General features: G+C 37.6%; 13 protein-coding genes. 1 reads left to right on the top strand and 12 read right to left on the bottom strand.

The window, feature by feature from the left end:
- The first annotated feature begins 160 nt into the window (after nucleotides 1-160).
- Entirely contained in the window at nucleotides 161-937 is a 777-nt protein-coding gene (locus ABJD64_RS24360; protein ID WP_348181461.1) for a class I SAM-dependent methyltransferase, read from the top strand.
- Between the two features lie 23 nt (nucleotides 938-960).
- Here the strand turns inward: ABJD64_RS24360 and ABJD64_RS24355 are convergent, their stop codons facing one another.
- The 12 genes from ABJD64_RS24355 to ABJD64_RS24300 form a co-directional block, all read right to left on the bottom strand.
- Nucleotides 961-2,010 (bottom strand): class I SAM-dependent methyltransferase, encoded by a 1,050-nt coding sequence (locus ABJD64_RS24355; RefSeq protein ID WP_348181460.1) that lies wholly within the window; start codon nucleotides 2,008-2,010, stop codon nucleotides 961-963.
- 5 nt (nucleotides 2,011-2,015) lie between these two features.
- A complete protein-coding gene (wecB, locus tag ABJD64_RS24350; protein ID WP_348181459.1) occupies nucleotides 2,016-3,155 on the bottom strand; it encodes a UDP-N-acetylglucosamine 2-epimerase (non-hydrolyzing) in 1,140 nt (379 codons plus the stop codon).
- Nucleotides 3,156-3,164: 9 nt separating this feature from the next.
- Nucleotides 3,165-4,418 (bottom strand): hypothetical protein, encoded by a 1,254-nt coding sequence (locus tag ABJD64_RS24345; protein WP_348181458.1) that lies wholly within the window; start codon nucleotides 4,416-4,418, stop codon nucleotides 3,165-3,167.
- Nucleotides 4,418-5,332, bottom strand: coding sequence for a glycosyltransferase (locus ABJD64_RS24340; protein WP_348181457.1), 915 nt, complete (start codon nucleotides 5,330-5,332; stop codon nucleotides 4,418-4,420). Before ABJD64_RS24340 ends, ABJD64_RS24345 begins: the two co-directional genes overlap by 1 nt.
- Nucleotides 5,298-6,407, bottom strand: coding sequence for a hypothetical protein (locus ABJD64_RS24335; protein WP_348181456.1), 1,110 nt, complete (start codon nucleotides 6,405-6,407; stop codon nucleotides 5,298-5,300). The genes ABJD64_RS24340 and ABJD64_RS24335 overlap by 35 nt, the downstream gene beginning before the upstream one ends.
- A gap of 9 nt (nucleotides 6,408-6,416) precedes the next feature.
- On the bottom strand, nucleotides 6,417-7,313 hold the full coding sequence (locus ABJD64_RS24330) for a glycosyltransferase family 2 protein (RefSeq protein ID WP_348181455.1): 897 nt from the start codon (nucleotides 7,311-7,313) through the stop codon (nucleotides 6,417-6,419).
- Nucleotides 7,314-8,219, bottom strand: a complete 906-nt coding sequence (locus ABJD64_RS24325; RefSeq protein ID WP_348181454.1) for a glycosyltransferase family 2 protein — start codon at nucleotides 8,217-8,219, stop codon at nucleotides 7,314-7,316.
- Nucleotides 8,216-9,322, bottom strand: coding sequence for a glycosyltransferase (locus tag ABJD64_RS24320; RefSeq protein WP_348181453.1), 1,107 nt, complete (start codon nucleotides 9,320-9,322; stop codon nucleotides 8,216-8,218). The genes ABJD64_RS24325 and ABJD64_RS24320 overlap by 4 nt, the downstream gene beginning before the upstream one ends.
- Nucleotides 9,264-10,133: an alpha-1,2-fucosyltransferase gene (locus ABJD64_RS24315; RefSeq protein WP_348181452.1), complete on the bottom strand. Its 870-nt coding sequence runs from the start codon at nucleotides 10,131-10,133 to the stop codon at nucleotides 9,264-9,266. Before ABJD64_RS24315 ends, ABJD64_RS24320 begins: the two co-directional genes overlap by 59 nt.
- Nucleotides 10,134-11,291: a DegT/DnrJ/EryC1/StrS aminotransferase family protein gene (locus ABJD64_RS24310; RefSeq protein ID WP_348181451.1), complete on the bottom strand. Its 1,158-nt coding sequence runs from the start codon at nucleotides 11,289-11,291 to the stop codon at nucleotides 10,134-10,136. It abuts the gene before it with no gap.
- Nucleotides 11,292-11,662: 371 nt separating this feature from the next.
- Nucleotides 11,663-12,610, bottom strand: coding sequence for a GDP-L-fucose synthase (locus ABJD64_RS24305; RefSeq protein ID WP_348181450.1), 948 nt, complete (start codon nucleotides 12,608-12,610; stop codon nucleotides 11,663-11,665).
- Complete coding sequence (locus ABJD64_RS24300; protein WP_348181449.1) at nucleotides 12,594-13,139, bottom strand: CatB-related O-acetyltransferase; 546 nt, start codon at nucleotides 13,137-13,139, stop codon at nucleotides 12,594-12,596. The genes ABJD64_RS24305 and ABJD64_RS24300 overlap by 17 nt, the downstream gene beginning before the upstream one ends.
- Nucleotides 13,140-13,144 lie beyond the last annotated feature (5 nt).

Raw genomic sequence — 13,144 nt, 5'->3', positions numbered from 1 at the left:
GGTATTTTCGTCTTCAAAATTACGTAGACCAACATTTACAATGGCAGACTCTAAAGACTATTTTGAAAATTGCTTGCTTTGTTCAAGTAAGAATTTGTACGTTTTAAAGGGCTATGAATCTCATGGTTTGCAAAAATGCAAAAATTGTTCTTTTGTTTTTATGCGTCAAATACCTACTGGTGAGGAGTTGAATGAATATTATAGTGCGTATTCATATGGGCGAGAACAATATTTATCTCCGCTTACCATAGAAAGTTACAATAATTTGTTGGACGAATTTGAAAAATTCAGAAAGACCGGAAAAATTTTAGATGTAGGATGTGGTGCAGGTTTTTTTCTTGAGCAAGCAAAAAAAAGGGGGTGGACCGCCTTTGGAACAGAATACTCTGAAACTGCAATTCAATTATGTCGAGATAAGGGAATAAATATGAAAGAAGGGGTTCTCGATGTTAATGATTTTAATAGCGAAGAGTTTGACGTAGTGACTTCATTTGAAGTTCTCGAGCACATCAATAATCCAATGGAGGAAATGAAATCCATTAGCCAATTGCTAAGAAAGGATGGTTTGTTTTATTGCACTACGCCTAATTTTAATTCTTTGATGAGGTATTATCTCAAATCGAATTATAATGTCATTAAGTACCCCGAACACCTCACGTACTATACAAAGAAGACGCTCAATAGACTCATGCGTGCTCATGGTATGGTAAACACTAAATTTCGGTCTCATGGTATTAGTATAACTAGGATTAAAACTTCGAAAGGTACTTCAAGTGAAAGAATAATTGATGCGAATAACTCAGATGAAAGATTGCGCAAGAAGATTCAAAAAAATGGATATTTGAAATTAGTCAAATCTATTGTAAACAACATTTTTACCTGGACTAATACTGGGTTAACATTGAAAGGCTATTATCAAAAAAAAGTCACCAACTAAGAAGGGTAAGCTACGCAATTGAATCATTTGGTCATGTTGAACACCGTAGTATCATCGAAAATACCTGAGCCCAGAAACAAACCTGGCAGTTGTTTGGCTAGTGGTTGAAAATATCTGGACCTTCGAGAGCTCATCAAATCTGGATAGACCTTTACCTTCGAAAACCCACATTTCTTAAATTCTGTACAGATGCGTTCTATTCCAGTATCTCCCTCTTCAGGTACATCAGTTAATATATCAATTGGAGGAATATTTGTGTCATGTGAAGGAAACTGCCCCTTTTGCTTGTAGGTTTTGATTGCCTCGTAAAAATCTATAGAATCCAAGCCCCTGGTCGAAAGGGCAAGCTTGAGCGTGTTTTCTGTGCTTATGTCACCAACAGATTCGTTAATCAGGGTTACACGTTGATCTATCAAACAATTTTTTTCAACCTCTTCCCAAACTTTTCTAAGTCTTGCCAGCATAGACTTGGAATCTGTATTTTGTTGTCTGGAGATGAATTTGCCTCCTCTGCAGAGGTTATTATAACTTGATTTAACTAATGAAGGAAAAATTCTTGGTGTAATATGTTCAAGTGTATCATTTAATAATACAAGGCCAAGAGAACCATCCGCAATATTTGAATCTAATGTAGTATCACTTGTCTTGATAAATTCTGGTTTAAATGAGATCAAACCTTCATCAATAAGGTTTTCTGAGATAGCTGCTTCATAAAGTTTTTTGATGAATCCAATACGAACAGGGTCTCCAATTGAATAGACTTTTTTTGCACCTGACAGCAGGAGAAAAAAAGTAATGAACCCAAAACCACTTCCAACATCTGCTACTTCCTTATTGATATAGCAAGAAGGCCTAAAATGGAAGTCCAGGGTTTTGAAATAGTTAATCATTTCAATGGTTGGTCTGAGGTCATCCTTGAATAGATTTATTCTTTCAAGAGTTCCAGCATCAATTAAGCCTAATACCTTCCAGTATTGGTATAATGAATATTTACCCTCTCCAACGTATTCTTCCCATTTCTCCCTTATAGGGATATTACAAATTCTTAATAAGGAATCTATCCTTTTTTTCATTTCGGTTAATATTTAATTATCTCAGCGAGGCACCTGACTGCTGCATGTCCATCCCATAGTTCAGGAATTCTGGATTCTCTTTTTTGATTTAGGGCAGCATTAAATGATAGTTTTACTTTGCTTAAATCGTTTCCAACCAAAACGGACGTACCCCCATGTTCCTGTAAGGTAATAGGCCGTTCGGTATTGAATCTCATGGTGATACAGGGGGTGCCTAGTACGGTACATTCTTCTTGCAGTCCACCGCTATCAGTTATAACCATTTTTGCCTGGCTGTTTAATTTGAGCATATCAAAATAATTTAATGGCTGAAGCAAGATAATATTATTGTTTTTTCGGAGCGTTTCCAAGAGTTCAAATCTTTCCAGATTTTTCAATGTTCTGGGATGAACAGGCCACACCAAAGGTATCTGACTTGCAGCCTGGTCAATAAAGAACTGTACAATCTTAGTCAAATCTTCAACCTGATCTACATTTGAAGGCCGATGCAGGGTGATAAGTGCATAACTATCTGCTTCAGGATTTTTATTGACTTCATCGGCCGAGTTTCTTTGAATAATTTCATCTAGCTCAAGCATGCCAGCAGTTTCGAGTGCATCGTTGAGCGTATCAATCATAATGTTTCCGACCATTTTTATTTTATCAACATCTGTTCCTTCTTGTCGAAGATTTTTGGACGATAGTTGATCAGGTGTAAGTAGTAGATCTGATAAGCGATCAGTTACTAATCTGTTAATCTCTTCGGGCATGGTCATGTCTCCAGACCGAAGGCCTGCCTCAATATGGCAAACTTTGATTTGCTCTTTTTTGGCCGTTATTGAGCAGGCGAGAGTTGCATTAACATCACCCACAACTACTACCCAATCAGGCTGTTCTGACTTTAGGACTTTCTCAAAAGCAATCATAGTGTTTCCGACCTGTTCAGCATGAGTACCAGATCCAATACCCAAATTGAAATGAGGCTTTGGAATTTGAAGAGATTGAAAAAAAGAGTCAGACATAAACGAATCGTAGTGCTGTCCGGTATGTACTAGAATGTATTGAATTTGAGGAAGAGTGGATTTATTGTGCTCATTAATAGCTTTAATCAATGGACTGATCTTTACAAAATTGGGCCTTGCACCCACTACTAATGCTAGTTTCATTTAATTTTCTTATTTCTTACAATTGTAATATATCTCATCGAGAATTCTGTCCAGAATGGAAATCACATTGTCTTTGTCTCGGTATTCAATTCCCGTATTTCGACACCTCTCTTGTAAATCTGAATGTGGTTCATTCAAAATATGCTCGATTTCAGACAATGCGCGATTAACGGATGATTCTGAAAAGTCTTGAAGAACAATTCCGGTTTTGCGCTTGCTGGCAAACTCATCATCTTCTGAGACGCCCGCGCAAGTAAGAAAAGGTTTACCACACATCAAATATTCGCCGACTTTGGTCGGCGATCGGAATTTTTGTGAGGGGGACGGTGGTACGGCACTGAGACATATATCGGAAGCATTGATATACAAATTGATTTCGGGTTGAGTAAATGTACTTGGGAGTAGTAGAAAGTCCTTTGAATCTATATTGTATTGGCCAAAGTAGGAACTAACCTCAGAAAGGTCGCTTGGCGTAATTACTAAAAAAAACAGCTCTGGCAGTCTTTTCTGAATTAGCTTAAAAAGCCTGGGAATCTCATGTGAATAGTACAGATCTCCGAATTTACCTATATAAAAAAGCACCTTTCTATTGGCTATGCCGAGTTCGCTTCGCAGTCCACTGTTATCAATCGGGTAAAATTTTTCTTTATCTATTCCGGTTGGGGCTCTGAACAATTGCCCCCTGGCCTTTTCAATGGTCAATCGATCGACCATATGACGCGTGCCGGTCATTATATATTCACCTTTAGTACCGGCTGTTAATTCAAAATATTGAAGTAGCTTGAACTTTAACGATCGACGATCCCATAAGCCTAACTCAGCCAGAAACTCACTATGAGGTTCATAAGAATAGATGATCAATTGCATCCGGAATAATCGAGAAAATATATAGCTAAACGCCCCAGATACATTAGCAAAGGCTAAAATTGCTTTGGCTCCTTTTGCAATCTTAAGCCTAGCTATTAGCCAGGCAACTTGTAAAAAATCTACACCCTTTTTGAATAAGAGAAATTGCCCAGTATGAAACTGCATTGGATACCAATTGATGTTCAAAGCTCTCAACTCATGAGATAATTTTAGTCGTTCTTCTTTTTCGATTTTGTATTGAGACTGCTCAAAGGTGATTACGTGAAAAGTAATCCTTTTCGAGTTGCTGAGGGTTTTAATATAGTCCAGCAATATATTTTGAAACAGAGGGTCTAAAAAACTATTGTAAATAAATACAATGAGATGAGAAGATGTTACGGGTTTGTTTTCCATCATTACACTCGATTTAGCCTCTCTTTCATTATACTCATTAATTTAAATGAATTTGGTGGGTAGAGTAATATCGATTTGATTAACAGTTTCAAACCTTTTGCAAAGTCTTTTCCGTCGCCAATCCAGCAAGCGGCAATAATCATGGTCATGTTAGAAAAACATTGATTTTTAAATGAGTTACTTTTAAACAGGCCGTTTTTTTCAGCTTTTTTATATGCGATGAGATGATCCTTTTCTAACAGCGAAATATTAGAGCTCATGTTTTCCTCATGCTTCCTATAATAGGACAAGGGTTCTGACACTAATCCAACTTCGTATTTACTGGCAATTCTGAACCATAATTCTTGATCAGCCGCGGTAGACAACTCATGATCAAATAGACCTACTTCCTCCAAAGCTTCTCTTTTGACCAAAACACTACTCGGGGCATTGATGACATCCCCATTCCATAGAAGTAAATCCTCAAGGACATTCCCCTCTTTTCCGTGCTTTATTTCACCTGTACGCCTCCCATTTTGATCAATTACTTCAACGTCTGATTGCACTAAGCCAAAATTACCATTTTCAAATTTATTGATAAGTTTTTCTAGTCGATTAGGCAGCCAGACATCGTCAGAATCAAGAAAAGAAATATAATCACCTTTTGTTACTTTATATCCATTGTTTCGTGCTTGGGATACTCCTAGATTCTTTTGTTCAATAACTTTTAGTCGAAGATCTCTTTTTGACAGCCCTTCTAGAACCTCAATTTCATTCTCGGGAGAACCATCTATTACGACAATTACTTCAAGGTTTTGATATGTTTGTTCCAATACGGATACTACTGTGGTTTCAATGTATTTTTCAGCCTTGTAGCAAGGAATCACTACCGAAACTAATTTTTCATTTTTGAAACTCTTCGATGATTCGTCCGGCACTGTTGATAATATTTTGGAATGTGAATTTTTGAGCATAGGCGATTCGGTCCGCTGCTAAAGATTCAGCTTCGCCGGACCTTAGATAGTCGCCAAGTTTGTTTAAGATACCTTCATGGCTATTGGATAAGTTCATGATTCCATCAAGATGCTTATATTCTTCAAATATAAAACTAAATACAGGTTTACCTTGACATAGATAGACGAGTGTTTTATGATGATGAACGGTGTTCATGTGAAAATTCATATCCATAAGCGAAAGACAGAATGAAGCCTGAGCGATATAGTATTTTAGTGTCTTAAAATGCTTAGGACCAAGAAGATGCACATTTGGGTATTTTTTTTCTTCAAAGACTCTCTTAAATGCTTCATTCTTTTGAGGCCTGACCGGTCCAACGAAAACGAATGGTACTTTCGTGTACTCGATGATGAGTTTTTCATAGAGTTCAAAATCCATACGATGATCTATCACGCCAATGTATAGACCAAAGTCTTTTATCTCAAGTTGATGTTCTCCACCTAAGCTCGTTTCTAATTCAAATTCGTCTTCAGAAATCCCATGTGGTACTACATGTTTAGGCTTGTCGAATTCCGAATAATTGTCCAGAAAAAGCTGTGAAGTGGCAAAAAGCAAGTCACTGTTTTGGCATAATTCCCGTTCACCTAAATGTTTAAAATAGAAATAATCGACACAGTGGAAGATGGAAACCTTTGCACCTAATAATTTGGGGTTATACAATCGGATAGGGTCAAAAGACCAAAAAATAAAGTCAGAGATTCCCTGCTCTTCAATCCAATGTTTGAACCTACTGGATATCAACTTATTGTTGAGTAGATTGAATGTATTGTTCAGATATGGCAGGATGTGCTCATACTGAATAACTGTCAAATTTTCTGTAATACTTTTGGTTCTAAACGTCAGATTAAACCAATTGAACAGACTTTTCTTGGTTGGCGGGTCAACAAAATATACGGTATTGGTTCTTGACAACTCATAGGCATAGTTTTGTTTGGAGTACCAGATATCGCCCCAGGGTTCGTTTGACGTAATAAATATTATTTTTCCTCTAATTGACATGGGACCGGTTTATTTAAGAAATAGGCGATTACCTTTTTTCGAAGCGCATTTTTTTCTGCTCAGCAAAATCTGTGGTATCTGCACGGTAATTTTGGCCAAAGTTATCAAGTCGTCTTTAGCGCTGGTTAACCAGCCTTTAAAGATCGCTCCGAAGAAGTATCTGAGCGTTCGAAGCACAAAAATCATCAAAGATCGAATAAATGACTTGTTAATGTTTTTTAGCTCCACCAAGGCATTGATGAATTCAAAATATTTTCTTTTCGTCAAAGGCAATATTTTTGAAGAGTCCCGATCATGATATCCACTCAGGTTTGTTTGAATAGCTATTTTTAATCCAAGATAGTGGCATCTGTTCACAAAATCGACATCCTCACCATAATGCGGGAATAATGGATCAAACCCACCAACCTTTACTAAAGTTGTCCTTGGCATCAGCCAAATGGCTGCATTTACAAATGGCACAAAGGTCAGATTATTATATTGTTGAACTTTTTTTTCGAGATAAGTTGAAAATAAATGATCTAGTTCTTTTTGGGATCCATCAAATTGAGAAGGACTAAGAATAGCTATCTCCGGATTAGCCTGAAGGGTTTCTTGCATCTTTTGCAACGTTCCCGAAGCCAGCCACGCATCTTGATTGAGTAGTAAAACATAGTCCGCAGCTTCTTCCAGTGCGTGCTTGATCCCTAAGTTGTTTGCCTTGCCGAAGCCCAAGTTATGCTTTTGAAGCCATAGTTGGACTGAAGGATAATTTTCTCTGATTATGGCTACCGTAGGATCGGTAGAATTATTGTCTACAACTATGATTTGCTCTGGAGGAATATCATCCTTCAGGCTGTTCAGGCATTGGCGAATCCACTGAGAGCCGTTGTATGTAACTATTATGGCAAATACTTTACTCTGCATTTAGCGAAATAGATTGATCATTAATTTGATAGCGTGGATGAGTGCACTGGGGAGATTTAACTTTTTCCTCGCCCGATTGATCTTGTGGCGATGATATTCATTGACAATTGATTGCTTTTGTTTCTTGTGTTCTCTCGCACTTAGTATTTTATTTTCAAGTAAAACTTCATTCGCTTCAATCAAAAACTTTTTTTTCCAGTTTAAGTCTTGCCCATTCTCAGAAATTTTGGATGTTGCTGATGTTGAATGTTTTCTATAGCTGTAAAGTCTATCATTGAGGCAAAACACGTTGGCTTTACAAGCTATTTTGAGGTATAATAGTATATCAGACTCACTAATCCATTCTTCGAATCCGCCAAGTTTGTTCACGAGATCTGTTCGAATTATACCAATTCCTCTAAAATAATCAGAAAGCGATGAATCAAAATAATACCTGCTTCTTTTCAGCTTACCTTCGGGTAGCAGTTGGTCGATCCCAAAAGCCTTGTTTGACACAAGCTTAGGATAGTCGTCTGAACTTTCTCCTTTTTCATTGAAGTAGCGAAAATTGACAAAAATAGCTCCAATTTTTGAAGTGCTGGCAATAACCTCAATACACTTGACTAGGTAGTCAGGATGAATGGTGTCGTCAGCATCCACCCTTGAAAAAAACTCAGTTTGAGTCATTCCAAGTGCTTTATTTATGGAGGCATAATGTCCAATATTAGTCTGATTTTCTATGATTTTAAATCTTTGATCTTGTGTAGCATATTTTCTTGCTATTCCCAAAGATTGATCATTAGATGCATCATCAACAAAAAAAACCTCCCATGCTTCATAGTTTTGGTTGAGAATACTATCTAGACAATCTGCTAGGTACCTTTCTGCATTGAAGCAGGTTACAATTATCGTGATGTTGGGCTTCAAGAGCTCAGAAAAGTTTTCAATTGGAACTTAATTAGGGCATATTGTGAGGGTTGATAGTAGTCTCTTAGCATACAGGAAATGTATTTTTTTAGTATTTTTCGACCTCCTGTATTTGCTGCAGTGGTACAAACCATCCACCAAAGGTAACCCAATTCGCGGTTGAATAATTGATCATCGAAGAAGGAGATCCGTTGATTGGCGTGACACATTTGCATCAACCATTTTTCGGTAGCATCAATGTCAGCGGCCAAATCAGAAAAATTCCGATTTGAAATAGCAGTACTAAGTGCAAGACTATTGTTTGACGCTTCGATGTCCAATAGCTGTAACTGGGTATTCCTTATTTTTGTAAGAGCGTCTTTTTTTTTCTTCTCTTGAACCTGACTTATTTGATCAGGATGTTGTCGATATTTTAACAGGGGCTCGGTAATATTTTTGAATTTGGTAAAATTTGAGATACGTGACCACAATTCATAGTCTTCGGCCGGCATAAATGATGGGTCATACCGTATATGATGTTTATCAATTGTTTCCTTTCGAAACATAACTGACGGATGGGCAATTGCTGTGTTATAAAAGAAGTGATGAATGAGAATGGCTGGGTGCTCTGATGGCAGTTGCCATATCTTTTTTTCGACGGGTTGGTCAATGGGCTCAACCCAGGTTCCGCAGATAGAATAATCATGGTTTTGCTCAAGAAATGAGATCTGCTTTTCAAAACGATTTGGCATACTGATATCATCGGCATCCATTCGAGCAATATATTTTCCTTTGGCTATTGCGATCCCGTGATTTAAATGTGCGACGTAACCAAGATTCGTTGGAGAATTAATAATTTTAATTCTTGGGTCATCATAAGCAAGAATAATATCCAGACTATTATCCGTAGATGCGTCATTGAATATAATCAATTCGAAATCGGAATATGATTGGTTAAGTAAGCTTTCCAAACATGCTCCAAGATACTTTTCAGCATTATAAACCGGTAAAAGAACGGATATTGGAACCATAACTATTCTTAACTCATTTCTTTGTTTATCAGGACTAACATTTGATCCAGCCTTTTGGAATAATATGAGCACTTTTTTTGCTGCTATCCACATACCAAACGGTTGGAGCAATAACTATCTTGTTTACATAGTCATTGAGCCAGGCCCCCCACCAGCTGAACGAACTGTTGGCGATGATATGATGCTTACAATTGCTCATAAGAAAGAGGTCCTCATAGTTGGTACTGGCATCGGTATGATCGACATAAATTGCCTTCACGGAAGAATGTAAATTTTCTTTTACCCAGGCAATATCATCTGAAAAGAGAAAATAACAATCTATGTCTGTAAGAGATTCCAATTTGCTCATTGCGCTTCGATAGTACTGGAGATCACATGTTCCATGGACAGCGTTAGTTTTTTTGTTTGAGATATAATCTCCTCTCCTGATATGAATGCTGGCACAATTTTGAGATTCCATCTGACGTTTGACTTCCTTTGTTTTGTCCGATATGTCGGACTGGATTTTGAATTCTTCAAGAATTATGGGCCGGATACCTGCAAAATAGTTTTCAGATTGCCAATACCCATCTAGGTAGATATTCCCAGATGAATTCAGGATATTTATTGAAAAACCATCATTATTTTCCTTTAAAAACCGCCATGGCGATTGCAAATTTGAGAGTTTTCTTAAAAATCGCCGATAAGGATTTTTTATTGCCGAAAATTCCTGAAGCTCTTTTTTTGACACAACAGGTGCTTTAATATTGAAATGTCCGAGCGCATACTTATGCAGTGAATAATAGTGATCAAATGCTCTCAAATCCAAAAAGAGATCAGTCTGATTTTTGATAGCCAGATGCCTTCCTAGTGCATACTGAAACAGCTGATTTCCAAGCCCTCCTATTATTTTTACAACAATCATTTATTTTTCAAGACAAGAAATAATTAAAGCTATATCATCTGTTGAGAGCTCTGGGTAATTACCACAATAGAAACCGTTGCTGTGGATCAAATCGGTATTTGATAATTCGAAAAGCTGTTTCACATATTTTGTGTAGTAAGGCTGACGTTGCATGTTGCCTGCTATCATCGGTCGTGTTTCGATTCCAGAGCTATCAAATCTGTTGAGATAGTGTTGTCGAAGCTCTTTTGTTTTGCAAATCACCGGAACGGCGAAGGTAGACAGTTTTAAAATATGTGCATGATCCAAATTATGAAAGTCATCATTTTCACTGATGGCCTTTTCTATTTCCAAATAGTTCTTTTCTCTTAAGTCTATCGTATGGTCAAGGAATTGAAGCTGATAATTACCTAGAAATCCTGTAATTTCTGTAGGTCTTAGATTGTAGCCCAGATCGTAGAAAGTATAATTTGATTCAAAGTCCGAGATTCTATGGGTTTCACGAAGTTCGTCCTGCTTTTTCTTGTCCAGATTCCTGTCCCAGCCATTGGCTCTTACTATTTTAAGCATGTCGGCCAATTCCTTATCGTTTGTACATACCATGCCACCCTCGATGGTACTCATATGATGTGCCACGTAAAAGGAGAAGGTGGAGGCAATTCCAAAATTCCCTGTCCTTCCCTGCGGTAACACCGTACCTAAGGATTCACAATTATCTTCCAAAAGAAGGATGTTATTTTCATTACAAAACTTTTTTATTTGGTCAATGTCAGCTGTGAACCCCAAAACATTGGTTATAAAGAGGGCTTTAAAAGGTACTTCTTCATATCTTTCTTTAACTTTTTGACTTGAGACATTCAGAGTATCTAATTCGCAATCCAAGGCAATAGGCTCAAGACCCATTTGGATAATTGGCATCGTGTTGGTAGACCAGGTCAATGCAGAATAGGCGACAGGATCTCCCGTATTTAAGCGACCTAGATTGATCAAAGCCTGGAGCATCGCCAAATTAGCACTTCCTCCGCTATTGAATAAGACGGCATTTGACCGTTGTTGCTTTGTTGAAAATGAGACCTCAAATTTTGAGCAGTGATTTCCCATGCTTAGTCGATCAGTAGACAATATAAAGTCAGCTAAGGCCTTTTTGGTTTCTGCCTCCTTAAGGAAGGCGTTTTTCATTAGAGGTATTTTGTATTTCATATGAACTAATTCTTCAAAAGAATATTGTAATCGGACAACTCGGAGTAGTCTAGTTTTGTTTTGCTACAAATCATAAGATGCGGTTTTTGCTTTATGGATTCTGGCATATAGTGATAAAATAAATTTAGCCAATCAATTTCACCAACTTTATACAACTTTTCAATGATCTCCTTAAAGCCAAACTTGAACAAATTTTCCATAAAAACGACCTTATAATGGGCAAGGGTAAATAAATTTTTTAATCCTTTGTTAAGATTGTTACGTGTGGGCAGGGGATGCCAGATCCACAGTTTACGGCCTTAGGATTGTTGAATACCTGCACATGTTTCTGAAGTTTCGAACCAAACAGTCTATTGTGTATCCAGGCTTTGATTTTTTTGACTACCATATATGTTGATCATTTGTTTGAGTCCATCTGAAAGAGAAATATTAGGACAATACCCTAGTGATTTCATCCTGCTCACCTCCAGACATTTTCTTGGCATTCCATCAGGCTTTGACTCATCCCAGCGAATAGACCCTTTGAAACCGACTAACGAGCTTATTTTTTGTGCCAATTCACGAATTGAGATGTCTATTCCCCATCCTACATTAATAAAATCTTCATCGAAAGGCTGATTAGCAAAATATAAAATGGCCTTGGCCAAATCATCGACGTGCATAAATTCTCTTCTTGCAGAACCCGTTCCCCACAAGGTGATTTCATGTTGCCCTTCGGATTTTGCATCAGAGAAACGTTTGACCAGAGCCGAAAGTACATGCGAATGCCTTAAGTCAAAACTGTCATTTGGACCGTACAGATTGCAGGGCATTAAATTGATGGCACTAAAGCCATATTGTTTTTTGTAGTACGAAGCTAGTTTGAGCCCGGCAATTTTGGCAATAGCATAGGCTTCGTTTGTTGGTTCAGGAGTTCCGGTAAGAAGGTACTCTTCTTTCATCGGTTGGGGGCTATTCCTTGGGTAGACACAGCTGCTCCCTATATTAATGAATAGCTGAACTTTATTTTTTCTTGAGGCTTCAACGACATTATTTTGAATCATTAGATTCTTGTATAAAAAATCACCGGGATGGTCAATATTGGCCTGAATCCCACCTACCTTGGCAGCTGCGAAAATAACGGTATCCGGCTGATACTTTTGAAAAAAGGACTCCACCGCCTGCTGATTGGTTAAATCGAGTTCGGTTCTTTTTTTTAATATAAGATTCGAGTAACCCCTAGATTCAAACAACCTTTGACATGCTGAGCCCACCATACCACTATGGCCGGCTATATATATATTACTGTTCTTGTCCACGTATTTTTGATTTCAAATGCGCTATTGCTTCTTTCGCCTGTTCTAATTCAAGTGACCACCAAGAAGAATCTGAAATAATATTTCTAATGTCTTCTGGAAATCTGTATTTTATAACTTTTGCCGGGCTACCAGCTACAATTGCAAAAGGCGGGACATCTTTATTTACAAACGAGTTTGCTCCTACAATTGCCCCATCCCCAATATCAACACCTCGTTTGATTATGGCATCCACACCTACCCAAACATCGTTACCTATGGTGCATGGTTTTGAGGTTAAAGTCCCGTATGGGTCACTATAAAATAAACTGCTTGTAGAAATTTCATCAATGATATGTTCTCCATGTCCGATACTTACATTATTTGCAATAGAGCAATACCGTCCAACAATAGATCTTGATATCATCGTATTAAACCCAACATAGGTGTAATCACCAATCTTTGAGTCTGCACTTATTACGGTACTTGATTGAATTTCAATTTTTGAATTTTTCTTATCTTCAATACCTAGGAGCCTTTTTATCTTAAACATTGCCA

It is taken from the genome of Reichenbachiella sp. (assembly GCF_039944555.1).
Taxonomy (GTDB): domain Bacteria; phylum Bacteroidota; class Bacteroidia; order Cytophagales; family Cyclobacteriaceae; genus Reichenbachiella.
Note: the sequence above shows the minus strand (reverse complement) of the source record. Positions and strands in the feature narration are given on the sequence as shown.

Bases quoted from the DNA above. Each gene is read 5' to 3' on its own strand.
- ABJD64_RS24360 (WP_348181461.1), top strand. From the start codon at position 161: ATGCGTCAAATACCTACTGGTGAGGAGTTGAATGAATATTATAGTGCG.
- ABJD64_RS24355 (WP_348181460.1), bottom strand. From the start codon at position 2,010: ATGAAAAAAAGGATAGATTCCTTATTAAGAATTTGTAATATCCCTATA.
- wecB (WP_348181459.1), bottom strand. From the start codon at position 3,155: ATGAAACTAGCATTAGTAGTGGGTGCAAGGCCCAATTTTGTAAAGATC.
- ABJD64_RS24345 (WP_348181458.1), bottom strand. From the start codon at position 4,418: ATGATGGAAAACAAACCCGTAACATCTTCTCATCTCATTGTATTTATT.
- ABJD64_RS24335 (WP_348181456.1), bottom strand. From the start codon at position 6,407: ATGTCAATTAGAGGAAAAATAATATTTATTACGTCAAACGAACCCTGG.
- ABJD64_RS24330 (WP_348181455.1), bottom strand. From the start codon at position 7,313: ATGCAGAGTAAAGTATTTGCCATAATAGTTACATACAACGGCTCTCAG.
- ABJD64_RS24320 (WP_348181453.1), bottom strand. From the start codon at position 9,322: ATGTGGATAGCAGCAAAAAAAGTGCTCATATTATTCCAAAAGGCTGGA.
- ABJD64_RS24315 (WP_348181452.1), bottom strand. From the start codon at position 10,133: ATGATTGTTGTAAAAATAATAGGAGGGCTTGGAAATCAGCTGTTTCAG.
- ABJD64_RS24310 (WP_348181451.1), bottom strand. From the start codon at position 11,291: ATGAAAAACGCCTTCCTTAAGGAGGCAGAAACCAAAAAGGCCTTAGCT.
- ABJD64_RS24300 (WP_348181449.1), bottom strand. From the start codon at position 13,139: ATGTTTAAGATAAAAAGGCTCCTAGGTATTGAAGATAAGAAAAATTCA.